This window comes from Pseudomonas sp. H1_F01 (assembly GCF_054681425.1).
On sequence record NZ_CP162823.1, the window covers coordinates 3,369,342 to 3,391,530 of the forward strand.

The window sequence follows — 22,189 nt, forward strand, 5'->3', positions numbered from 1 at the left end:
TCGCCCTTCAGATTCCCTGAACCTGTAAAATAGGTCATTTCAGCTCATTCCGGTTCTCCAGCTCCCCTAAATCAGCCGATTGCAGCCCCTGCAGCCAAACCCTGTCACAGAACCGTCATTCCCCACCCCTAGCGTGCCCTCCCAGTTGCCGGGCCATTGCCTGGCGGATTTCCGGATTCCTGGGGAGGACCACCATGTATCACCGCACAAGCACTGCCGGGCTCGTCGGTTTCACGTTCACCGCATTGGCGATGGCCATTGCCAGTGAGCGACTGAGCGCCGCCGAGCAGGCGGCCACTGAACACGTTGAAGTGGTCGGCCAGGCGGCCAGTATCGATCAGGCCCTCAAGGAACAGCGCAGCGCCGACAGCATCAAGAGCGTGGTGCATGCAGACGGCGTGGCGCAGTTGCCGGATGAAAACGTCGCCGAAGCGGTGCAGCGCCTGCCCGGTGTCAGCGTCGAGCGCGACCAGGGCGAAGGCCGGTTTGTCAGCGTGCGCGGCCTGGGACCGGACCTCAACAGCGTGACCATCAACGGTACGCTGGTGCCAGCCCCGGAGAGCGAACGCCGGGCCGTTGCCCTGGATGTGCTGCCTTCGGAGCTGGTGCAATCGTTGTCGGTGATCAAGACCCTGACGCCGGACATGGACGCCAATTCCCTGGGCGGTACGGTGGACGTCAAAAGCCTCTCGGCCTTCGACCACAAGGGCCTGTTCTACACCGGCAGCAGCGAAGCCAGCTATGACAAGAACACCAGCCAGACCAGCCCGAAATTCTCCGGCGCCATCAGTGATCGTTTCAGCCTCGGCGACGGCATCGACAATTTCGGCGTGGCTGCGGCGCTGAGCTGGCAGAAGCGTGACTTCGGTTCGGACAATGTCGAAACCGGCGGCGCCTGGGATTTCGAGCAAGGCTCGCGCCTCGAAGAGTTCGAACAGCGCGACTACGACATCCGTCGCGAGCGTGCCGGTGGCGGGTTGAACTTCGACTACAAGCCCGATGACTTCAGCAGCTATTACCTGCGCACGCTGTACAGCCGCTACAAGGACAGTGAAACCCGCAACGCCGCCAGCATTGCCTTCGAAGACCCGCAAGCCGCCGGTGAACTGGGGGATGCCGAGGGCAAGCGCAAACTCAAGCAACGTGAAGAAACCCAGGAAATCCAATCCTACGTGCTCGGTGGCGAACGCATGTTCGGGCTCTGGACCCTGAGTGGCCAGGGCGGTTATAGCCAATCCAGCGAAGACAGCCCCGGCCACATCGCCGGCGCCACTTTCGAAGGCATCGACGGTTTCAACGGCGGCTTCTACGACAGCGACAAACCGCGGCCGATCATCGGCTCGGGGTTCTACGATCCGGCCAACTTCAGCCTCGACAAGGTGGATTGGGAAGAACAGAAGACCACCGACACCGAGAAAAACCTGCGCCTGGACCTGGCCCGGGACTATGACCTGCGTGGCTATGCGTCCCAGGTCAAGTTCGGTGGCAAAGTCAGCCGACGTAACAAGGACAACGACCTCAATGCCTGGGTCTACAAGGATTTCGACGACTTGGGGTTTACCGACGAGCAGTTGAACCTTGGGCAGTTCCAGAAAGGCAACGTGGACTATCGCCTCGGCCGCTTCGGCCCGGGCATCAGCGCCGACGCGATCAAGCAGTTGCTCGGCGGTCTGAATCGCGATGAGTTTTTTGACGAGCAGGAGTCGCGAGTCAACGACTTCAAGATGAGCGAGGACATCAACGCCGGATACCTGATGAACACCGTCGATATCGATGACTGGCGCTTCATCGCCGGCATGCGCTACGAAGGCACCGAGTTCGAAGCCAAGGGCACCGGCGCCACCGACGGCGTATTCACCGACACTGAGACCCGCCGCAAGTATCACCACTGGTTGCCGGGCCTGCACGCGCGCTATCAGCTGGACAAGAACACCCAGGTGCGTGCGGCCTGGACCAAATCCGTGGTGCGTCCGACCTTCGGGCAATTGGCGCCTGGTTTTGTCATCGACGATGACGAGGCGACGTTCGGCAACCCGGAGCTCAAGCCGCTGGAATCGAGCAACCTGGACCTGGGCATCGAGCACTTCATGGGCCACGCCGGCACGGTCTCGGCCTTCGTGTTCTACAAGGACATCAAGAACTTCGTCTACAACACCGATCTGGCCGGCACCGGTGCCTGGACCGATTTTTCAGAAGCCCACAGCTACGCCAACGGCGACAGCGCCAAGCTGTATGGCCTGGAATTGGCCTATTCACAAAAATTCGACTGGCTGCCGGCACCTTGGAACGGCCTGCTGCTCGGCGCCAACACCACCTTCAGTCGTTCGGACGCCGAGATCGAAGGCTTCGACCAAGCCAGTGGTACCCAGCGCAAGCGCAGCATCGACTTGCCGAACCAGTCGGACACGGTCGGCAACCTGATGTTGGGTTGGGAAAACGACAAGCTGAGCCTACGTCTGTCGGCCAACTACAAGTCCGCGTACCTGTTCGAGCTGGCGTCCATCAGCGACCGCGACCATGACCTGCACGTCGACGCCCAGACCTTCGTCGACTTCAGCGCGCGTTATTCGCTGACCAAAAACCTGCAAGTGAGCCTGGAAGCCCAGAACCTCACCGACGAGCCGTATTTCGTCTACACCGGCCACCGCTCCTACAACGGCCAGTACGAAGAGTACGGCCCGACCTACAAGCTGGGGCTGACCTTTACCCATTTCTGAATCGCGTGCCTGATCACTTTTGGCAAGGGGACTTTGCTCCCACAGATGAGTTCCCTGGCCATAGAAGTGAGCAACAAGCCCGTTTGAGCCTGACTGAACGACAAGGATTTTCCCGTTGAACACGATGTTTTTCTTACCCAAGCGCTACCTGTTGGCGATGGCGATCAGCCTGGCATCAGCCGCCACCCTGGCGGCTGACCCAGCGCCCAAGCTAAAGCTGCAACCCTGGTCTCAAGCCGAGCAACTGTCGATCAACGCCCTGGCATTCCTGCCTGGCACTTCGACGACCGAGCGACTGGCCAGTGCCCGCGAAGGTTTGTTCTTGCTCGATGCCCAAGGTCGCGAACTGACACGCCTGGAGGGCACCTTTGAAGGTCTCGATAGCCGTGCCCAAGGCGCGAACGCGTTGGTCGCCAGCCTCGACAGCACGCGTCAGCAAGCCCTGGTGGTCAGCCTCGACCCACAAAACCGTCAGTGGGGCGTGCCGTTGTACCTGCCCACGCGGGATTTCCCGGTCAACGGCCTGTGCCTGTATCGCGACGAGGCGAGCAACCTGTTTGTGTTCCTGGTCGGCGAGGAGGGCAAGGGCGAGCAATGGTTGGTAGGCAATGGCGAGCGCCTGAGCGACAGCGCGCAACGGGTGCGCGGCTTGCCATTGCCGCCGGACGCCAAGACCTGCCAGGTGCAGGACAGCGCCAATCAATTGTTCGTCAACGAGGAGCGGGTGGGTTGGTGGGCCTATCCGGCATCCTCAGAGGCCGAGACCGTGCGGGTACCCGTGGCGATGCGTGCGCCGTTTGGCGACCTCCAGCAAAGCGCCGGGGCCATGGCCGTGCTGCCGGGCGGCCTGTTTGGGCTGGACCCGGAAGCGGCGCAACTGCATGTGTACCAGCAACAGGACGAGAGTTGGAGCGCCAAAGCCAATCTGCCGTTGGCGGGCCTGAAGGAACCGGAAAATCTCGCGGCGCGGCTGACGAAAAATGGCATTGAAGTGCTGCTGCGCGACGATGACAACGGACACCTGTACCAAGGCGAAATCAGCTGGAAACCCACGCCAGCGCCTTTGCCGCCGGTACTGCCCACTGTGGCTGCCATCGTCCAGAGCGAACCGGTGGCCCGCCAGGGCGACGCCGCCGATGACCCGGCGATCTGGGTGCATCCGACGACGCCCGGGCTGAGCCGGGTGCTGGGCACCAACAAGAAGCAAGGCCTGCTGGCCTATGACCTGCAAGGCAAGTTGCTGCAGGAACTGGCGGTCGGGCGCCTGAATAACGTCGATGTGCGGGCGAACTTCAAGCTGGGCACGCAAACCGTCGATCTGGCCGTGGCCAGCAACCGAGATCGCAACAGCTTGAGCCTGTTCAGCATCGACCGCACCAGCGGCGAGTTGCGCGAAGCCGGTGAGATTGCGACGTCATTGAAGGAAATCTACGGCATCTGCCTGTTCCAGCCTGCTGAAGGCGAACTGTATGCCTTCGCCAACGGCAAGGACGGGCGCTTCGTGCAGTACCGCCTGAGCGCGCCGGACGGCGTGGTGGAAGGCCAGTTGGTGCGCCAGTTCAGCGTCGACAGCCAGCCTGAAGGTTGTGTCGCCGACGAGCAGCGCCAACGCTTGTTTCTCGGTGAAGAGGACGTCGGCGTCTGGGCAGTGGATGCCCGGGCCGACCAACCGGCGACCTTGAACAGTGTGATCAAGGTTGGCCCGTCGTTGCACGCTGACGTCGAGGGCATGGCCTTGTACCAGGCCAGCGGCCACGACTACCTGGTGATCTCCAGCCAGGGCAACGACAGTTACCTGGTGCTCGATGCCGAGCCTCCCTATGCCGTGCGCGGCGCCTTCCGGGTCGGTCTGAACGCGGCCGCGGGCATCGATGGCGCGTCGCAAACCGATGGCCTGGAGGTGACCTCGGTGAACCTCGGCGGGCCTTGGAGCCAGGGCATGCTGGTGGTCCAGGACGGCCGCAAGCGCATGCCCGAGCAGACCCAGAACTTCAAGTTCGTGCCCTGGGCCGACGTGGCGAAAGCGCTGCGCCTGCCTTGAGCGACGCTGTCATCAACCGGTCACGAACATTTCATCGAATAACCGCCAGACAGGAGTTTCAACCATGCAAGCCACTCTGGAACACATGACGATCTGGGGCCTGATCAGTGACGCGAGTCTGCTGGTCAAGGCGGTCATGCTCACGTTGCTGCTGGCCTCGCTATTGAGCTGGTATTTGATCATCCAGCGCAGCGCCGTATTGCAACGCAACGAACGCCAGCTCAACGGTTTCATGCAGCGCTTTCGCGGCACCCAGGATCTGCTACCCCTGTATCGGGAACACGCACAGGTCCGCGAAGACGACGGTGGTGTCACGCCGATTTTCCAGGCGGGTGTGCTGGCCTTCACTCAGCTCAACCAACCTTCAAGCACGCCGCAAGTGGTGCTTGAAGGTGTCGAGCGCGCGCTGCAAGTGGCGATCAGCGAACAGGAAATACAGCTGGAAAAAGGCCTGCAGTTTCTCGCCACCGTCGGTTCGGTCAGCCCCTACATCGGTTTGTTCGGCACCGTCTGGGGGATCATGAATGCCTTTATCGGCCTGTCCCAAGTGCAACAGGCCAGCCTTTCCACTGTGGCGCCGGGCATTGCCGAAGCGTTGATCGCCACGGCCATCGGCCTGTTCGCGGCAATCCCGGCGGTCATTGCCTATAACCGTTTTGCCGCTCGCGGCCAGACCCTGCTGACCCGGTACTACGCCTTTGGCAACGAGCTGCAGGCGCGTCTGCACCGCAAGCTGCACGGTGCCCCGGTGAACCTGGCCTCGGCCGCTTGAAAGGAGAGGGCAGATGCTCGTCAAGCCACAACGCAAGCACGGTCCCAAGGCCGAAATGAACGTGGTGCCGTACATCGACGTGATGTTGGTGCTGCTGGTGATTTTCATGGTCACCGCACCGATGCTGACCCAGGGGGTGAAGATCGAACTGCCCAAGGTCGCCAGCGAAGCACTGGCCAACGACCGTCGCCAGCAAATCCTCACCCTGTCGGTCAAGGCCGAGGGCGGTTACTACTGGAACCTGGGCGGTGAGCTGGACACCCACCACCAGACCGACAGCGCCGTGGACCTGGAGCAGATGCGCGCCAAGGTGGCGCAGGTCGTCGCCGAGCGCAGCGATACCCAGGTGTACATCCGTGCCGACGCGCATGCCGATTACGGTCGGGTCGTTGCAGCCATGGCCGCGTTGCAACAGGGCGGCGTGAGCAACCTGGGGCTGGTGACCGAGGCGCCGCAATGACGGCGATGATCATGGACAGTCCCTCCTTGAGCGTACCTGCGCTGGGCCGTCGCTTTTGGAAAAACAGCCTGGCGGCGGGGCTCGCCCTGGCCCTGCACGCGGGTGTGGTGGCGTTGTTGGTGCTGGGGTGGAGCGTGGAGAAGCCAGCTGCCGAGACGCCCAGGGTGTTGCACACGCAACTGGTGATGCTGCCGCCAGCGCCCGAAGCCCTTGTCCCGGTTCCTGTCGCGCCTGTTGCACCGCCATCGGTCGAGCCGACCTCGGCGCCGGTAGAAGCGCCGCGTCCCGCGCCCACCCAGCCGGTTGTCGACCCGCGTGTCCAGGCGCAGAAACTGGAACAGGCGGCCCTGGCCCGCAAACGGGTCGAGGAGCAAAAGCGCGAGCAACAGGCCCAACAGCAGCGTGAGCGCCAGGAAAGCGAACGACGCAGGCAAGACGCCGAGCAGCAGGCCGCCGAACAACAGCGGCAGGTCCGGCAGGCACAAGCACTCGCCGAACAACGCCAAGCCGAGCAGGCGCGCCAGGCCGTCGCCGACAGCCGCAGCTACCAACCGCTGAGCAAGCAAGCCCCGGACTATCCGCAACGCGCCCTGGACAAGGGCCTGGAAGGCGATTGCACCGTGGAATACAGCGTGACGCCGGACGGGCGGATCGATAACCCCAAGGTGCTCGACGGTTGCCACCCATTGTTCATCCGACCGTCCCTGGCCGCTGCCCAGACGTTTCGTTATCAGCCGCGAATCATCGATGGCAAGGCAGTGACGGTGCCGGCAGTGCGCAATACTTTTCACTACCGGATCAAATGAGAACATGCCTGCAGTAGTCAGTGTCGATCGTTCCCACGCTCTGCGTGGGAATGCCGCCAGGGACGCTCCGCGTTCCGCTTCTGGATGTGACGCAGAGCGTCACGGGATGCATTCCCACGCAGAGCGTGGGAACGATCAGCCACGATCAGCCAGCCGAAAGGTTTTACTTGCGGTAATGACTCGGCGCCACGCCCACTTCACGGCGGAAGATCTGGGAGAAATGGCTGGCGCTGCCATAGCCAACCTCCAGGCCGATATCGATGATGCTGCGCTCGGTTTCCAGCAGCAGTTGCCGGGCCCGGGCCATTCTCAGCTGGATGAAGTACTGCGAAGGTGAACGCCCGGTGGCGCGCTTGAACAAGCGGCTGAAGTGGTATTCGCTCATGCCGATGGCCTGGGCCAGGTCACCGAGGCTGAAGGGGGCGGCCAGGTGTTGTTCCATCAACTGGATCACCCGCTTGAGCTTGAAAGCGGGCAGGGCGTTACGTCCGGACATGTCGTCGGCATTGGCATCCCGGTAATGCCGCGCCAGGTGCACCGCCACACATTGCGCCACGCCCTGGATCAGCAAGGCACTGGTTTCACCGCGCCGGGTCAATTCCGCCCGAATCTGTTCAAGCAAGGCTGAAAGTGCTTCATCCCGCCCGCCAGAGACTTCCCGCAGCTGGATCGCGCGGCTGCCACCGGTTTCGGCAATGGCGCGCTCCAATAACGCCAACCCCAGGTACAGATGCATGACCACAAATGGCTCGCGGCTGGTCACTTGCCAGCGCATCTCATAAGGAACCGGGGATGTGGTCAGGAAAAAATCTCCAGTGACCACGGTATTCGTTTCCCACGCCTCGTTGGCAACGCGCTCCTCGACGATGGCTTCCCCGGACAACACCCAGACGAGCAACGGTTCGGCCACCGCCGGCACGACGATGTGTGCTTCGCTGCGCTCACGGACAAAGATCTCGACCAGGATCTCCTTGGCCGATACGCCGTCGGACGTCGCCAGGCGCTCGCCGCGAATGTGTGCCTGCAGGCCGGTTGCCGATGTTCGTTCAGTGACTTTCATGCATCGAATGCCTTGATGGAACGGCCGCCAGGTCAAGACGGGCCGGCGGCGGGACGGCGCTGGCGCAACAGTTCGATCTGCTGGGACGGAATCAACTCGCGCAACGCCTTATAGAGCGCACGGGTTTCCAGCAGGTTCCAGATGCGCAGCATGGTTTCCAGCGCGTCCAGGGGTTTGCTGATGAAATCCCGGGCGCCGAGGGCCAGGGCCCGCAGGCGCGTGTCTCGGGTCGCGTCGGCAGTCAGCACCAGGATCGGCAGGTAGTCATTGGCCGGGATCCGCCGGTTGAGTTGTTCGAGCACGGCAAAGCCGTCGAACGCCGGCATGTGCAGGTCGAGGATGACCAGGTCCGGCTCGAAGCTGTTGAACAGATCGAGCGTGCGCAACGGTTCGGTGCTGCTCAACACGTTGTGCAATCCTTCGCGGGCCAGCAGTTGTTCCATCAGGTCCAGGTTGGGGCGCTGATCGTCGACGATCAGAATGCGCAAGTCGCGATTCATGCGGGCTCCGGTAGATAGTGCTCGAGGTGGCCCAGGAAGGCCTGGATATGAATAGGTTTGGTCAGGATCGCCGTGGCGCCGGCGTCACGCAGGGCGCGGTGGGTCAGGTCGCTGGCATCGGCGGTGATCATCAGCACGGGCGTGGCGGCAGTGGCCGGGGATTGGCGCAGGCGCCGCAAGACTTCCAGGCCTTCGAGGTCCGGCAGGCTGACGTCCAGCAGGATCAGTTGCGGGGTGTGCTGGCGAGCGAGGTCCAGGCCCATCTGGCCTTGCATGCTCGACAATAACTGGATGCCAGGCCGGCGTTGCATCAGGGTTTCGATCAGCGCCAGGCTCGACAGGTTGTCTTCGATGCACAGGACTTTGCCGTGATAGTCCACAGGCGAACGCGTCACCGCCAGGGCGGCTATGGGTGGCAAATGCGCGCCAACCACCTGGGTGCCGGGCAGTTGCAGGGTGAAACAGCAGCCGTGTCCGGGTTCGCTGTGGACCTGCAGGTTGCCCTGCATCATTTCCAGCAGGCTCTTGCTCAATGACAACCCCAGGCCAGTGCCTTCGACCTGGGGATCGGCGCCCAGGCGTTCGAAAGGCTTGAACAGTTGGTCCAGCTGTTCCGGGGCAATGCCATGGCCGGTGTCGTTGACGGCGATGCTTACCTGATGGGCCTGGACGCTGACTTCGATGCGCACCTCACCGCCGGGCCGGTTGTACTTGATGGCGTTGGACAGCAGGTTGAGCAGCACTTGCACCAGGCGCTGGCGGTCCGCGAGCACGCCGCTGTCGTCAGGCAGCGCTGGCAGCTCGGCCAAGTGGATCCCGGCGTCGGCGGCCATCGGTGAAACCAAGGTCAGGGCTTCGTGCAGCACCGTCGACAGGGCGATCGGTTCGATGTTCAGCGGCAGGCGCCCGGCCTCGATCCGGGCAATGTCCAGCACTTCGTTGATCAACGCCAGCAAGTGCTGGCCGGCCCGCAGGATGTGGCTGACCTGAGGGCGTTGGCCGGCGGTGGAGTCCATGTCCAGCAATTGAGCGAAACCGAGGATGGCGTTCAGTGGCGTGCGCAGTTCGTGGCTCATGCGCGAGAGAAACTCGCTCTTGGCTCGGCTGGCGCTTTCGGCTTCTTCCCGGGCGGTGCGCAGGGCGATCTCGGCAGCGCGTCGGTCGGTGATGTCGCGGGTGATCTTGGAGAAACCGCGCAGGGCGCCGGTGCCATCGTATTGCGCAGTGATGACCACGCTGGCCCAGAAGCGGCTGCCGTCCTTGCGGCAACGCCAGCCTTCTTCCATGTAATGACCGTCGCGGGTGGCTTCGCGCAGGGCCATCTCCGGGTGCGCCGGGCACTCTTCGGCCAGGTAGAACAGGGAAAAATGCCGGCCGAGGATTTCCTGCTCGGTGTAGCCCTTGATCCGTTCCGCGCCAGCGTTCCAGGTGGTGACGTAGCCTTGGGCATCCAGGGCGAAGATCCCGTAGTCCTTCACGCCATCGATGATCAGCCGCAAGCGCTCCTCGTTATCGCGCAGGGCCCGCTCGCGTTCGGCGAGCAACTGCCCGGCCTCCACCAGGCGCGTGCCGAGTTGGCCGATTTCGTCCTGCTCCGGCGGTTGTGGCAACAAGGGTTGGCCCAATGCCAGGCGCTGGGCGTTGCCTTGCACCTGCTGGACCCGGGCGACAATGCCCTTGGACAGGAACAGCACCGCGACAATCGCCCCCAGCAGCCCGCACACCGCCGCCAGCAAGGTGGCGAACAACAGGCGCATGCGCGTGGCCGAGGCGGCGGCGCTGCGGTCGGCGAGCAGGGCGTCCTCGCGTATGCGCATGGCGCTGATCTGCTCGCGCAATACGTCCAGCACCTGTTTGTTTTCGATCAGGATCGCGGTGATGGCCTCGGGGTCGTCGCGCTTGCCATTGCGCAGCGCAAGCAAACCGTCGAGTTTGTCGGCGATCAGCGGAGTGATGGTCTTTAGGTGTTCGCGCATCCTGGCGTCGCGAATGTTGTGGTCCAGGCGCTGCAACGCGGCGTGGATCAGTGGCGTAGCCTGCTCGTAGCTGGGCAGGAAATCTTCGCGGCGGGTCAGCAGGTAGCCGCGCACGCTGGCCGCTGCCTCGGCCAGCAGGGTATGGACTGTCTGGATATCACCCTGGACCAGCAGCACCCGACGCACATCCTCTTCGGCCCGGGCGGTCTGGCGTTCGGTGATATAGATCAGCACCAGCGACAGCAGCAGGACCACCAGGGGCAGGGAGATCACCACCAGGGCCTTGCCGCGCAAGGGCAGGTCGGCCCAGCGGCGGGCGGCGAGAAACCTCATGGCCATTGCCCGGCAGGTTGCGCCACCAGGCCCAGGGCAACGCCGCGCACGGCGGCCTGGGTCCGGTCGGCGGCGCCCAGTTTGCCGATGACACGCTCTACGTGGGCCTTGGCCGTGCCGGGTGCGATGCCCAGCTTCTCGCCGATTTCACGGTTGCTGAAACCGCCGGCCACCAGCCCCAGGACCTGGCGTTCCCGGGCGGTCAGGGCCTGGACTTGAGTGGCACCATTCGCACCGCGTTCGGTCATGCGGCGCAGCAGGCGCGCGCTGACCGAACTGTTCAACGCCTCTTCGCCCTGGGCGACCCGTTTGAGGGCGTCGAGCACTTCATCGCGGCTGGCGTCCTTGAGCAGATAGCCGGCCGCGCCCGCACCGATGGCGGCTTCGAGGTGGTCGGGGCTGTCATCCATGGTGAAGATCACGACTTTGATTCCGGGCTGGCGCTGCTGCAGGATCCGCGCCGCGCCCAAACCGTTGAGGACGGGCATGCGGATGTCGAGAATCGCGATGTCCGGCTGTAGCCGCTCGCACAGGTCGAGGGCTTCCTGGCCGTCGCGGGCCTGGCCAACGACCTCGAATCCCGGGTTGCCGGCGAGCATGCTGATAAACCCGGTGCGGGTGACTTCGTGGTCATCGGCCAGCAGCAGGCGCAAAGGTCGGTTCATGGTTGTCCTCCGTGGGCCGGTAGCGGCACGCTGGCCAGCAGTCGGGTGCCGCCACCGGGCTGGCTGCAACAGCTCAGGTGACCGTCCAGCAAGTGCGCGCGCTCCTGCATGGCGGCCAGCCCCAGATGGCAGCTGCCGTTGGTCTCGATGGGCTGTTCCAGGGCAAATCCACGGCCATCGTCCTCCACTCGCAGGCAAGCGTGGCCATCGTCCACCGCCAACCCCAACTGCACATGGCTGGCCTGGGCGTGCTTGAGAATGTTGTTGATGCCTTCCTGGGCAATGCGAAACAGGGCGATCTCCGTGTTGCCCGGCAGGCGCGCGGTGCTGTGTTCGGCCCAGTTCACCGTCAGGCCGGCGTCGCGCAGGCGATCGGCCTCCTTGTCGACGGCTTTGTACAGGCCGAAATCATCCAGTACGTGGGGGCGCAGGCCGCTGATCAGTTGCCGGCCTTCGCCGACGCAGCCTTGGGCCAGGTCGAGGATGCTTTGCAGCTCGTTCGCCAGTGCAGGCGGTAGCGACGGGCAGCGACCGGCGAAGCCCTGCAAGCGCTGATGCAAACCGGCGAGATTCTGCGCCAGGCCGTCGTGCAGGTCGTAGGCCACGCGCTTGCGTTCGTCTTCCTGGGCGCTGAACAAGCGGTGGACCAACTCGGACATGGTCCGTTCGCGGGCCTGGAGCGCTTCGAGCAGACGGCTGTTCTCCAGGTGTGCCGCCAACAGCGTCGCGAGCAATTGCAGTGATTCGATGTCTTCGTTGTCCGGCGCGCCGAGGGCCACGCTGTTGCCCAGCAACAACGCCCCGAACTCTACGCCGTCGGAGGCACGCAACGGTACCCGCAAGACCTGGGGCAGGGCGCTGCCGGGCGATTCCAGCCATTGTGGGCCGGGCATTTGTGGCTGGGCCAGGTTGGCGAGCAGCTCGAGTCGTTCCGCGCTGCCGTGGCTGGCGAGGGTGCGCAACGGCTGGTCCGGCGCCCACTCCAGTAGCAGGCCATGGTCCATGGCCATGAACGCGCACGCCCGTTGCAGCGCACGCTGGCGCATGGCCGACAGGGGCAACTGCGTCAGTTCATGGCCGGTGCCCAGCAGCAGGCCCAGGCGTGCGGCACGACTTTGCGACTGGCGATATTGGCTGCGGATGGCCAGGGCACTGCCGGGGTCATGGGGTGGGCTTTGCATGGGGAACTCCAGCGTGGAAGAGGACCGGTCCGGTTCGCGATGGCGTCATTAGAACGTGTCACCGGCACCGAGCCTATCTGCCGAACGGCATAGGCGATTGGCACCGGTTGGCCGATGGCGAAGGCAGGGAAGGCCGGCAAAGTGGACCCATTGAAACCCAAAGGACCACGTTGATGAAAATGAAAACCTGCGCCATCGCTGCTTTATTCCTGCTGGCCGCGCCGCTTGTCCAGGCGCTTGAGGCTACGCCTTATGTGTATCGCACAGTGGCCGAGCAGCCCAAGAATGTGAATGACCGCGAGATCGCGGCACTGTTCGACCGCTGGAACGCCGCGCTGCAAACCGGTAGCGCCACCGCCGTGACCGGCCTCTATGCCCCGGATGCGATTTTGCAACCGACTGTTTCCAACAAGGTGCGCAACACACCGGCGCAGATCCAGGATTATTTCGAGCATTTCCTGGCCGGCAAACCGGTGGGGCAAATCAACTATCGGGAGATCCGCCATCTGGGCCCCGATGCGGCGATGGACAGTGGTGTCTATACCTTCACGCTCACACAGGCCGACGGTTCCAAGCGCGAGGTCCAGGCGCGCTACACCTTCCTCTATGAGCGCCTCGATGGCCAGTGGAAGATCATCAACCATCACTCATCGGCCATGCCTGAGGTGCCGAAGACCTTGCACGCCAGCCACTGATAGCACTGCTCGCTAAAGACCTGCCTGTGGGAGCGAGGTTGCTCGCGAGGCGGCCTGACTCTCGCAGTCGTACACCATCAGCTCTGTGGGAGCAAAGCTTGCTCGCGATAGCGGAGTATCAGTCAGCATCGATGTTTCTGACGCACCGCCATCGCGAGCAAGCTCGCTCCCACAGGGCCCTCTATCAATTCCATCCCCGTGTTTAGACACACTTTGTACAAAGAGCTTGGATTAACGCGCGAACATTAATTAGAATCAGTCTCATTTAAGACTTTGCGCAGGCTTCTGGACATGTGTGATGCAGTTACGCCGACGGAGCATTCCCTCCATGCGTTGTACCGTGACCACGGTAGCTGGCTGGAAGGCTGGCTGCGGCGGCGCATGGGCAATGCCTGGGATGCGGCGGACCTGCGCCAGGATACCTTCCTGCGGGTGCTTTCCAGTTCCCAGACCTTGGCTGACCTGCAAGAACCCCGGGCTTATCTGCTGACCGTTGGCAAACGCCTGCTGAGCAACTTCTACACCCGGCGCAATCTGGAACAGGCGTATCTCGACGCTCTGGCGAGCCTGCCTGAAGCCTGCGCACCGTCGCCAGAGCAACGCTGGCTGCTGCTGGAAACCCTGCAAGCCCTGGACGAACTGCTCGATGGCCTGCCGCCCCTGGTGCGGCGGGCTTTTCTCTGGAGCCAACTTGAAGGCCTGGGTTATCGCGAGATCGCCGAACGCCTGCAAGTGTCCGAACGCACCGTGAAACGCTACATGGCCCAGGCCTATGAACATTGCCTGTTGGTGGACTTCTGATGCGCTCGACCCCATCACCCGAAGCCCGCGAAGCGGCACGGGCGGCGGCTCGCTGGTTGACCCTGATGGAGTTCGACGGGAATGCGTTCGACTCGGCGGCCCTGCAACGCTGGCGCGACAGCAGCGATCATCACGAGGCGGCCTGGCAGAAGGCCCAGCGATTGCGCCAGCGTTTTGCCGGGGTGCCCGCGTCCCTGGGCATGGCAACCCTGGACCGCCCAGTGCTGGCTCGGCGCGAGGTGCTCAAGCGCGCATTGGGCGTCGCCGCATTGGTCCCGACCGCTTGGCTGCTGGGGCGAGAGCTGCCGTTGGAGGCCTGGCGCGCTGATTTGCACACTGCCACGGGCGAGCAACGGCGCTGGTCGCTGGTCGATGGCAGTGCGCTGCAACTGAACACCGACAGCGCCGTCGACCTGGACCTCAAGGCGCGACGCCTGGTGTTGGTGCGCGGCGAAATGGCCCTCAGGCTTGCCGGGAGCACGCCGCTGTCCGTTCAATCACCCTATGGACTCATCACCATCACTCGTGGCGAGGTCTGCCTGCACTTGGGCGAGGGCGATTGCCGGGTGGCGGTGGTCAGCGGCTCGGCACAACTGCAACCCCTGCGCGGGCCATTGCTGAGCTTGGAAGCGGGCCAGCAGGTCAACATGCAGGATTCAGGCGCGGGGCCAGTGAAGGCGTTCGACGTGGCGCAGCTGGGTTGGCGTGACGGCGTATTGGTTGCGCAGGACCAGCCGCTGGGGCATTTCCTGCGGGAACTGAGCCGCTATCGCCCCGGGGTGTTGCGTTGGGACGAAACCCTGGAAGCCCTGCGAATCACTGGCAGCTTCCGCTTGGACAACACCGACCGAATCCTCACGCTGCTTGCGGCCAGCCTACCGCTGGACGTGCACATGCGCACTCGCTACTGGGTCACGTTGACGCTTCGCAAAAATATGGCCTGATGCCTGTCCCCTTTTTTTGTCTCGCTTGTCATTCAAGGCAACTGAACAAAAATGAGAGCGCTTTCCAATGTCCGCAGTTGCACCTTTGCGTTTGCGCCCGGCCTTTGCCGGCTGGCGTCCGCTGTTGAACCTGAGCCTCATGCTGAGCTTGAGCGCCAGCCCATTCTTTATCTCATCGAGCCTGGCCGAAGAAACCGACCGGCGCAGCTATCAGGTGCCGGCCGGCAGCCTCGGCGCGGCGTTGGCCCGGTTTGCCGGGCTGGCGGGCGTCAACCTGTCGGTGGATCCGGCCCTGGTAAGTGGTCGCAACAGCGCCGGGCTTTCGGGTGAGTTTGGCGTAGAGGAGGGGTTTGCCCGGCTGTTGTCGGGCTCGGGCCTGCAATTGCAAGCGGTGGGTGAGCAGGCCTATATCCTGACGCCGGCACCGGAAGGCGGCAGCCTGCAACTGGCACCCACTTCGATTATAGGCGCCACGACGTCGACGGACAGCCCGGCGTATGCCGGTGGCCAGGTTGCTCGCCGTGGTTCGCAAGGCTTGCTGGGCTCGCGGGATTTCATGGAAACACCGTTCAGCATGACCACCTACACCAGCGCGGCGGTCAAGAACCAGCAGGCGCGCACCTTGGGCGACATGATCGCCAGCGACCCCTCGGTCCGCGCCACCAACCCGGCGGGCGGACGCTTTGAGCAGTTCACCATTCGTGGTTTCAGCCTGTTCAACAGCGATGTTGCGTACAACGGTCTCTACGGCATCCTTCCGACCTACACGATCGACATGGAAATGGCCGAACGCGTCGATATCCTCAAGGGCCCGAGCCAGCTCATCAACGGCATCTCGCCGCGGGGCAGCGTGGGCGGCGGGATCAATGTGGTACCCAAGCGTGCCACCGACAAGCCCATCACCTCGTTCACCGGCAGCTATGCCTCCAACAACCAACTGGGCGGTGCTGTGGATGTCGGTCGGCGCTTTGGCGAAGATGACAAGTTCGGGATTCGCTTCAATGGCGTGAAGCAGGCGGGCGACACCGAATGGGATCAACAGAGCGTGGACCGCGAGATGGCGGTGCTGGGCCTGGATTTTCGCGGTGAGCGCCTGCGACTCTCGACGGACATCGGCCACACCGAACGTAACACCGACGCGCCCCAGGAACGCGTGCAGGTGGGCGCCAATGCACAGGTTCCTCACGCCAGTGATGTGCGCGACAACTACGCCCAGTCCTGGAGCAAGGCGCGCACCAAGGACACCTTCGGCACCGTGAACGCTGAATTCGACGTCAACGATTCCGTCATGCTGTATGGCGGTGTCGGAGCGCGTAAAAGCGAGCACGACTTCCTTCGGCACAACGTTTCGGTCACCAACGACGCGGGTGACTTCACCGTCCAGCCCCGAGACTTTACCCGCGACGAAAATGTCCGCACGGCCACAGCCGGGGTGCGCAACTGGTTCCATACCGGCCCGGTGAGCCATGAGGTCAACCTGGCTGCCAGCTATTTCTACATGGACTTCGAAAATGGCGGCGCCCGTTACGCCAACGGTCGCAGCAACCTGTATGAACCGGTGCAGACCCCGGCGCCGAGCAACCCGACGCGACAGGACGATAAGGTCTACACCGAGAACCGCTTCAGTGGCGTGGCGTTGTCCGACACCCTGGGGCTGTTCGACGATCGCTTGCTGCTGACCCTCGGCGCTCGCTGGCAACGGGTGAAGGTTGACGACTGGACGAATAACGTCAAGGGCGACACTGCCTACGATGAGGAAAAGGTTTCACCGTCGGGCGGCATCCTGTTCAAGGCGACGGACAAGTTGTCGCTGTATGCCAACTACATGGAAGGCCTGAGCCAGGGCAAGATCGCACCGTCGACGTCGGTGAACGAGGATGAGATTTTCCCGCCGTTCATCAGCCGTCAGGTCGAGGTGGGCGCCAAGTATGATGCCGGCCCATTCGCCGTCACCGCCGCGCTGTTCCGGATCAAGCAGCCGGCCTATGCGACCGACGCCACGACGCGTGTCTTCGGCCCGAACGGCAAGCGAGAAAACACCGGCGTGGAGTTGAGTGTGTTTGGCGAACCGCTGAAGGGAACCCGTTTGCTCGGCGGCGTGATGTACATCGACAGCGAACTGACCCATACCACCAATGGCACCTTCGATGGCAACCGCGCCCCCGCCACGCCGAAGTACAACGTCAACCTCGGTGCCGAATGGGACGTGCCGACGGTACAGGGCCTGACCCTGACCAGCCGGGGCATCTACTCCAGCTCGCAGTACCTGGACCAGTCCAACACCAAGGAAATCGATTCCTGGGAACGCTTCGACGTCGGCGCCCGCTACGCATTCAAGGTCGACGAGAAGAACGTCACCCTGCGGGCCAACATCGAAAACGTGGCAGACAAGCGCTACTGGAGTTCGGCCGGGGCGTCGGATGACAGTGAGGCCGGATTGACGTTGTCGACCCCGCGCACCTACCTGATTTCCGCAACGGTGGATTTCTAGGCCCAGGTGCCGCTCCAGGGAAGGAGCCGCCTGGGTTCAGATGTCGCGAAACAGATCGTGAGCATCCAGCAGTCGCCAGGCAATTTCGGGGCGTTTTTCCAGCCCACGGCGGATGGCGGCGGGAATCGACTGGCGAATCTTGCGGCACAGGCCGGGCTGGTCCTGGAATTCGATGGCGATGCCGCGCATGGTCCGCACTTCGTTATAGCCAGGCTCGACGCTCAGGCGGATCCCCAGGTTTTCGTACAGGCGTTGCTGCAGGCGCTGGAGTTCGTCGAGGCTCTGGATGTTCTCCAGGCGTTCAAGCAGGCGTTTTTCTTCCTGGCGATTCAAGCAAAGGATGCGCAGGTCGCTGCCAGGCGCTTGCAGCAAGGCATCACGGCCGCAATCGCAGACGCCGGGCGGGCAGGGGGGACGGATCGGAATCGACGCGGTCATGGGCTCCACAAAAATCTGCTGCACAACGAAACAGCGAGCTTATCGCCGGCCCAGGCAATGTGATGCCTGGCGGCATGTGGGTCAAGCCTGTTGGAGGGGCCACTTGTCTGGCGCTGCTGTGGGAGTTTGCTCGTGATAGCGGTGAGTCAGCCTGCACCTTTGTCGGATATGCCGCTGTCATCGCGAGCAAGCTCGCTCCCACAATGGGATCGGAGTACGACCGGAAGAGCCAGGTCGACTATTAGGCCGCCTCGCGAGCAAGCTTTGCTCCCACAGATCTGATGGGTGTACGACCGGGAGAGCCAGGTCGGCTGCAAGGCCGCCTTCGCGAGCAAGCCCGCTCCCACAGGGGTTCCATGTCGGACACACCATGTGTATTCGCTAAAATCCAATGTGGGAGCGAGCTTGCTCGCGATGGCGGCAGGTCAGTCGAAAGCGTTACAACCCCAACTCAGACAACCCCGGATGATCATCCGGCCGGCGGCCTAGCGGCCAGCGGAACTTGCGCTCGCTTTCCTTGATCGGCATGTCGTTGATGCAGGCGTAACGGTTGTACATCAGGCCTTGATCATCGAACTCCCAGTTTTCGTTGCCGTAGGAGCGGAACCAGTTGCCCGAGTCGTCGTGCCATTCGTAGGCATAGCGCACGGCGATGCGGTTATCGGTGAAGGCCCAGAGCTCCTTGATCAGCCGATAATCCAGCTCCTTGGCCCATTTGCGAGTCAGGAACGCCTTGGCTTCCTCGCGGTTATGGGCGAATTCGGCGCGGTTACGCCATTGAGTATCCAGCGTGTAGGCCAGGGATACTTTTTGTGGATCACGAGAGTTCCAGCCGTCTTCGGCCAGGCGAACTTTCTCGATCGCCGATTCACGAGTGAACGGCGGCAACGGCGGACGAACTTCGGAAGAAGCAGACATGGCGGATCTCCAATGAATTGCACAAGGTCCAACAGCTCAGGCGTGTAACAACATCTTCAGCATGTCCTGGGCGTCGTCAGCCGCGCTGTGGTCGCCCATGACCAGCGCCACGGTAATCGCGCCGTCAATCAGAATCAGCAGTTGGCGGGCCAGTGCGTCCGGGTTCTGGACACCTTGTTCGACGCACAGCCGGGTTATGTAATCGAGCAACTTCTGTTTGTGCAGCTTCGCCACCAGGCGGACCGGATCCTGAGGATCGCCGGTTTCGCCACTGGTGTTGATGAAGGCACAGCCGCGGAAACCTTCGCTGTCGAACCAGCCCTTGAGCACGGTGAACAGGTTGAGCAGCCGTGCAGTCGGGGTCGGCGCCTTGTCCACCTCGGTGCTGAACCAGTGCATCCAGCGTTCATCCCGCCGCCTGAGGGCGGCCACGATCAGGTCGTCCTTGTTGGCGAAGTAGCGATAGACACTTTTCCTGGAGACGCCGGCGGTTTTCACCAGAAGGTCCATGCCGGTGGCGGCGATGCCACTTTTATAGATCAACTTTTCAGCGACATCGAGGATGATGTCTCGTGTTTCATTACCAGTGATTTCGTTCATGAAACAAAAGTAGAATGATCGTTCTCCTTGGTCAAGTCTTTTTTTCTTGAGGACAGGAAGACCCAAACCCATCCATGGTGTAAGCTCATCCGTTCTTCGGAATCGACCTTTTGCGAGCCCTATGCCGTCGCTTTTCAAACGCTCCCTGCTGCCCAAGCTGCGCAGCTTTGCACTGACCGCCGACGCGGTGACCATCCTCGATGGCGCTGCCCAATTCCGCCGTTGCCTGCTGGAGAAAATCGCCCAGGCCACCCAGCGCATCTACATCGTCGCGTTGTACCTGCAACAGGACGAGGCCGGCCAGGAAATCCTCGATGCCTTGCATGCCGCCAAGGCCGCGCGCCCGGAACTGGATGTGGTCGTGGTGGTGGACTGGCTGCGGGCCCAGCGCGGGCTGATCGGCGCCAAGAAGCAGCCGGGCAACTCGGCGTGGTACCAGGAGCAGACTCGCACCCATGCCAGCGAAGTGCCGATCTACGGCGTGCCGGTGCAGACCCGCGAGCTGTTCGGCGTGCTGCACTTGAAAGGCTTCGTGATTGACGACTGTGTGCTCTACAGCGGCGCCAGCCTGAATAACGTCTACCTGCACAAGTTCGACAAGTACCGCTACGACCGCTATCACCTGCTGCAGAACACGGCACTGGCCGATTCGATGCATCACCTGGTGCAGCACGGCCTGGTCACCTCCAGGGCCGTGCACCGCCTGGATCTGCCGAACCTGCCCAGCACCCGCAGTTTGCGCAAGGACATCGGCGATTTGCGCAGTCGCCTCAAGTACGCGACCTATGACACCAGCGTTGGCAGCCTCGACAAGAGCGGCCTGTCGGTAAGCCCGTTGCTGGGGGTGGGCAAGAACAATCCGCTGAGCCGGGTGATCGGCGAACTGATCGCCAGCAGCCGCCAGCAACTGACCATTTGCACACCGTATTTCAACCTGCCCCTGGCGGTGACCCGGGAGCTCAATCGCGCCCTGGCCCGCGGGGTCAAGATCGACATAATCGTCGGCGACAAGACCGCCAACGACTTCTACATTCCGCCAAGCGAGCCGTTCAAGATCATCGCGGCGCTGCCATACCTCTACGAAATCAGCTTGCGGCGCTTCGCCAAACGCCATCAGCGCGCTATCGACAGCGGCCAATTGAACCTGCACCTGTGGCGTGACGGGGACAACACCTATCACCTCAAGGGCATGTGGATCGACGAGCGCTACACCTTGCTGACCGGTAATAACCTCAACCCGCGGGCCTTTCGCCTGGACCTGGAAAACGCGCTGTTGCTGGACGACCCCAAGGGCGAGTTGCTGGCGCCGCGCCAGGCCGAGCTTGAACAGATCTACCGCCACACCCGCCGGATCGAACGTTACCTGGACCTGGAAACCCTGCCGGATTACCCCGACGCCGTGGCCAGGTTCCTGAAGCGGGTCAGCCGGGTGCGGATAGAACGGCTGCTTTACCGGATCCTGTGAACACCCGCGCCATGTCGAAAAAAGACACCATCTCCATCCAGTTGGTGCGAGAGGCGCTGCTGCAGAGCTGCGCCCCCGGAGCGGCTACCGATGAGGTCCTGAACAAGGTAGGCATAGACCCTGCGTTGCTCGACGACACCCAGGCGCGGGTGCCGGCCCATGCCTATGCGCGGCTCTGGCGTTTGCTCGCCCGGCGTCTGGATGACGAGTTTTTTGGCATGGACCCGCGCAAGCTCAAGTCCGGCAGCCTGGCGTTTCTCTGTCAGTGCGCCATGGCCCAGCCCACGCTGGCGAGCGGCTTGACGGCGGGGCTGGGGTTTCTGTCGCTGATGCTCGAACATCTGCCGGCCCAGTGGATGCGCCAGCAAAGCCTGGCGGAGATCGTGCTGCTGGAAGACGATCAGGAACCGCGCCGGGCCTTTACCTATTTCACCTATTGGATGATCGTCCATGGCGTGGCCTGCTGGCTGGCCGGGCGGCGCATTCCCATTCTTTCCGTCGAACTGCGTTGCCCGGCACCGGATTTCTGCGACGACTATCGGGTGATGTTTTCCCAGAACCTGCGTTTTGACCGGCCGCGCACCCGGATGATTCTCGCGGCTGAATGCCTCGACCTGCCGATCAGGCGCAACGCTGATGAGCTCAAGCGCTTCCTGGCCCAGGCCCCGGCCAACATCCTGGTCAAATACCGCAACCCGCAAAGCCTGGCCAGCCGTATCCGGCACGACCTGCGGCAGTTGCCTGCCGAACAGTGGCCGGAAACCGAGGCGCTGGCCCAGCAGTTGTGCGTGTCCGCGTCCACCCTGCGCCGCCGCCTGGCGGAGGAGGGCCAGACTTACCAGGGCCTCAAGGACAGCGTGCGCAAGGATCTGGCAATCACCTGGCTGGCCGAGCCCTCCATCAGTTTCGTCGAAATCGCCTCGCGCCTGGGTTTTGCCGATGCCAGCTCCTTCTACAAGGCGTTTCGCAAATGGTCCGGCTCCAACCCCGGGCATTATCGCAGCCTGATTCTCAACGACCCTGATTGACCCATCGGGTGGCCTCCAATCTTGTGCCTGCCCAAGTCCCCTTGTGGGAGCGAGTTTGCTCGCGATAGCGGTGGCCCAGCCACCTCTTCATTGACTATCAGGCCCTCATCGCGAGCAAGCTCGCTCCCACAGGGGTTCGATCGCGTCATTTACCGCTCATAAAACCGTCATCTATGTTTGATATAAGCCTCTGCAGGTGCCGGAAAAGCCAGGCCATCCATCAGAGTAATGTATGCAAGTGACCGTTTTGGGTAGCGATTGTGTCGGTTTGCAAGTCAGGTCCTGTCACGCCGTTGGG

General features: G+C 62.8%; 19 protein-coding genes. 11 read left to right on the forward strand and 8 right to left on the reverse strand.

Features of this window, described 5'->3' with window-relative positions; genetic code table 11:
• Positions 1-194 precede the first annotated feature (194 nt).
• The 5 genes from AB4O09_RS15415 to AB4O09_RS15435 all read left to right on the forward strand — a co-directional run bounded on the left by AB4O09_RS15415 (position 195) and on the right by AB4O09_RS15435 (position 6,796).
• Positions 195-2,717, forward strand: a complete 2,523-nt coding sequence (locus tag AB4O09_RS15415) for a TonB-dependent receptor (protein ID WP_003202065.1) — start codon at positions 195-197, stop codon at positions 2,715-2,717.
• 124 nt (positions 2,718-2,841) lie between these two features.
• The gene (locus tag AB4O09_RS15420; RefSeq protein WP_460108418.1) at positions 2,842-4,758 is read left to right on the forward strand and encodes a phytase; all 1,917 of its coding nucleotides are present in this window, start codon (positions 2,842-2,844) and stop codon (positions 4,756-4,758) included.
• A gap of 64 nt (positions 4,759-4,822) precedes the next feature.
• Positions 4,823-5,530 carry a protein TolQ gene (gene tolQ, locus AB4O09_RS15425; protein ID WP_003202062.1) on the forward strand — a complete coding sequence of 236 codons (708 nt, stop codon included), beginning with the start codon at positions 4,823-4,825 and terminating at the stop codon, positions 5,528-5,530.
• Positions 5,531-5,543: 13 nt separating this feature from the next.
• Positions 5,544-5,990 carry a protein TolR gene (gene tolR / locus AB4O09_RS15430; RefSeq protein WP_003202060.1) on the forward strand — a complete coding sequence of 149 codons (447 nt, stop codon included), beginning with the start codon at positions 5,544-5,546 and terminating at the stop codon, positions 5,988-5,990.
• The gene (locus AB4O09_RS15435; RefSeq protein WP_460107163.1) at positions 5,987-6,796 is read left to right on the forward strand and encodes an energy transducer TonB; all 810 of its coding nucleotides are present in this window, start codon (positions 5,987-5,989) and stop codon (positions 6,794-6,796) included. The genes tolR and AB4O09_RS15435 overlap by 4 nt, the downstream gene beginning before the upstream one ends.
• Before the next feature lie 163 nt (positions 6,797-6,959).
• Here AB4O09_RS15435 and AB4O09_RS15440 read toward each other — a convergent pair whose 3' ends face one another.
• From AB4O09_RS15440 to AB4O09_RS15460, 5 genes are read right to left on the reverse strand one after another with little or no spacing between them, the layout of a single operon-like run.
• On the reverse strand, positions 6,960-7,856 hold the full coding sequence (locus AB4O09_RS15440; protein WP_043042170.1) for a helix-turn-helix domain-containing protein: 897 nt from the start codon (positions 7,854-7,856) through the stop codon (positions 6,960-6,962).
• 32 nt (positions 7,857-7,888) lie between these two features.
• Positions 7,889-8,356 (reverse strand): response regulator, encoded by a 468-nt coding sequence (locus AB4O09_RS15445; RefSeq protein ID WP_123351070.1) that lies wholly within the window; start codon positions 8,354-8,356, stop codon positions 7,889-7,891.
• Positions 8,353-10,665, reverse strand: a complete 2,313-nt coding sequence (locus tag AB4O09_RS15450) for an ATP-binding protein (RefSeq protein WP_003202050.1) — start codon at positions 10,663-10,665, stop codon at positions 8,353-8,355. Before AB4O09_RS15450 ends, AB4O09_RS15445 begins: the two co-directional genes overlap by 4 nt.
• Positions 10,662-11,330 carry a response regulator gene (locus AB4O09_RS15455; RefSeq protein ID WP_460107167.1) on the reverse strand — a complete coding sequence of 223 codons (669 nt, stop codon included), beginning with the start codon at positions 11,328-11,330 and terminating at the stop codon, positions 10,662-10,664. Before AB4O09_RS15455 ends, AB4O09_RS15450 begins: the two co-directional genes overlap by 4 nt.
• Positions 11,327-12,511: a sensor histidine kinase gene (locus AB4O09_RS15460; RefSeq protein ID WP_013693410.1), complete on the reverse strand. Its 1,185-nt coding sequence runs from the start codon at positions 12,509-12,511 to the stop codon at positions 11,327-11,329. Before AB4O09_RS15460 ends, AB4O09_RS15455 begins: the two co-directional genes overlap by 4 nt.
• A 173-nt stretch (positions 12,512-12,684) precedes the next feature.
• On the opposite strand from AB4O09_RS15460, the gene AB4O09_RS15465 reads away from it, so the two are divergent.
• The 4 genes from AB4O09_RS15465 to AB4O09_RS15480 all read left to right on the forward strand — a co-directional run bounded on the left by AB4O09_RS15465 (position 12,685) and on the right by AB4O09_RS15480 (position 17,442).
• Complete coding sequence (locus AB4O09_RS15465) at positions 12,685-13,206, forward strand: SgcJ/EcaC family oxidoreductase (RefSeq protein WP_013693409.1); 522 nt, start codon at positions 12,685-12,687, stop codon at positions 13,204-13,206.
• Positions 13,207-13,497: 291 nt separating this feature from the next.
• Positions 13,498-14,007, forward strand: a complete 510-nt coding sequence (locus AB4O09_RS15470; protein ID WP_003202042.1) for a sigma-70 family RNA polymerase sigma factor — start codon at positions 13,498-13,500, stop codon at positions 14,005-14,007.
• Positions 14,007-14,951 (forward strand): FecR domain-containing protein, encoded by a 945-nt coding sequence (locus AB4O09_RS15475; RefSeq protein ID WP_038857530.1) that lies wholly within the window; start codon positions 14,007-14,009, stop codon positions 14,949-14,951. Before AB4O09_RS15470 ends, AB4O09_RS15475 begins: the two co-directional genes overlap by 1 nt.
• A gap of 67 nt (positions 14,952-15,018) precedes the next feature.
• On the forward strand, positions 15,019-17,442 hold the full coding sequence (locus AB4O09_RS15480; protein ID WP_038857531.1) for a TonB-dependent receptor: 2,424 nt from the start codon (positions 15,019-15,021) through the stop codon (positions 17,440-17,442).
• A 36-nt stretch (positions 17,443-17,478) separates the two neighbouring features.
• Here AB4O09_RS15480 and AB4O09_RS15485 read toward each other — a convergent pair whose 3' ends face one another.
• From AB4O09_RS15485 to AB4O09_RS15495, 3 genes are all read right to left on the reverse strand, one after another.
• Complete coding sequence (locus AB4O09_RS15485) at positions 17,479-17,880, reverse strand: hypothetical protein (protein ID WP_003202036.1); 402 nt, start codon at positions 17,878-17,880, stop codon at positions 17,479-17,481.
• A gap of 438 nt (positions 17,881-18,318) precedes the next feature.
• Positions 18,319-18,798 carry a nuclear transport factor 2 family protein gene (locus tag AB4O09_RS15490; protein ID WP_003202034.1) on the reverse strand — a complete coding sequence of 160 codons (480 nt, stop codon included), beginning with the start codon at positions 18,796-18,798 and terminating at the stop codon, positions 18,319-18,321.
• 36 nt (positions 18,799-18,834) lie between these two features.
• On the reverse strand, positions 18,835-19,398 hold the full coding sequence (locus AB4O09_RS15495; protein WP_003202031.1) for a TetR/AcrR family transcriptional regulator: 564 nt from the start codon (positions 19,396-19,398) through the stop codon (positions 18,835-18,837).
• A gap of 121 nt (positions 19,399-19,519) precedes the next feature.
• On the opposite strand from AB4O09_RS15495, the gene pssA reads away from it, so the two are divergent.
• Both pssA and AB4O09_RS15505 read left to right on the forward strand, forming a co-directional pair.
• Complete coding sequence (gene pssA / locus AB4O09_RS15500) at positions 19,520-20,863, forward strand: CDP-diacylglycerol--serine O-phosphatidyltransferase (RefSeq protein WP_003202029.1); 1,344 nt, start codon at positions 19,520-19,522, stop codon at positions 20,861-20,863.
• A gap of 11 nt (positions 20,864-20,874) precedes the next feature.
• Positions 20,875-21,891, forward strand: a complete 1,017-nt coding sequence (locus tag AB4O09_RS15505) for an AraC family transcriptional regulator (RefSeq protein WP_003202027.1) — start codon at positions 20,875-20,877, stop codon at positions 21,889-21,891.
• Positions 21,892-22,189: the final 298 nt, after the last annotated feature.

Excerpts from the sequence above, each read along its gene's own strand:
- AB4O09_RS15455 (WP_460107167.1), bottom strand. The coding sequence starts at position 11,330 with ATGAACCGACCTTTGCGCCTGCTGCTGGCCGATGACCACGAAGTCACC.
- tolQ (WP_003202062.1), top strand. The coding sequence starts at position 4,823 with ATGCAAGCCACTCTGGAACACATGACGATCTGGGGCCTGATCAGTGAC.
- AB4O09_RS15490 (WP_003202034.1), bottom strand. The coding sequence starts at position 18,798 with ATGTCTGCTTCTTCCGAAGTTCGTCCGCCGTTGCCGCCGTTCACTCGT.
- AB4O09_RS15445 (WP_123351070.1), bottom strand. The coding sequence starts at position 8,356 with ATGAATCGCGACTTGCGCATTCTGATCGTCGACGATCAGCGCCCCAAC.
- AB4O09_RS15435 (WP_460107163.1), top strand. The coding sequence starts at position 5,987 with ATGACGGCGATGATCATGGACAGTCCCTCCTTGAGCGTACCTGCGCTG.
- tolR (WP_003202060.1), top strand. The coding sequence starts at position 5,544 with ATGCTCGTCAAGCCACAACGCAAGCACGGTCCCAAGGCCGAAATGAAC.
- AB4O09_RS15460 (WP_013693410.1), bottom strand. The coding sequence starts at position 12,511 with ATGCAAAGCCCACCCCATGACCCCGGCAGTGCCCTGGCCATCCGCAGC.
- AB4O09_RS15415 (WP_003202065.1), top strand. The coding sequence starts at position 195 with ATGTATCACCGCACAAGCACTGCCGGGCTCGTCGGTTTCACGTTCACC.
- AB4O09_RS15420 (WP_460108418.1), top strand. The coding sequence starts at position 2,842 with ATGTTTTTCTTACCCAAGCGCTACCTGTTGGCGATGGCGATCAGCCTG.
- AB4O09_RS15495 (WP_003202031.1), bottom strand. The coding sequence starts at position 19,398 with ATGAACGAAATCACTGGTAATGAAACACGAGACATCATCCTCGATGTC.
- AB4O09_RS15475 (WP_038857530.1), top strand. The coding sequence starts at position 14,007 with ATGCGCTCGACCCCATCACCCGAAGCCCGCGAAGCGGCACGGGCGGCG.
- AB4O09_RS15465 (WP_013693409.1), top strand. The coding sequence starts at position 12,685 with ATGAAAATGAAAACCTGCGCCATCGCTGCTTTATTCCTGCTGGCCGCG.
- AB4O09_RS15450 (WP_003202050.1), bottom strand. The coding sequence starts at position 10,665 with ATGAGGTTTCTCGCCGCCCGCCGCTGGGCCGACCTGCCCTTGCGCGGC.
- AB4O09_RS15440 (WP_043042170.1), bottom strand. The coding sequence starts at position 7,856 with ATGAAAGTCACTGAACGAACATCGGCAACCGGCCTGCAGGCACACATT.
- AB4O09_RS15480 (WP_038857531.1), top strand. The coding sequence starts at position 15,019 with ATGTCCGCAGTTGCACCTTTGCGTTTGCGCCCGGCCTTTGCCGGCTGG.
- AB4O09_RS15505 (WP_003202027.1), top strand. The coding sequence starts at position 20,875 with ATGTCGAAAAAAGACACCATCTCCATCCAGTTGGTGCGAGAGGCGCTG.
- AB4O09_RS15485 (WP_003202036.1), bottom strand. The coding sequence starts at position 17,880 with ATGACCGCGTCGATTCCGATCCGTCCCCCCTGCCCGCCCGGCGTCTGC.
- AB4O09_RS15470 (WP_003202042.1), top strand. The coding sequence starts at position 13,498 with ATGTGTGATGCAGTTACGCCGACGGAGCATTCCCTCCATGCGTTGTAC.
- pssA (WP_003202029.1), top strand. The coding sequence starts at position 19,520 with ATGCCGTCGCTTTTCAAACGCTCCCTGCTGCCCAAGCTGCGCAGCTTT.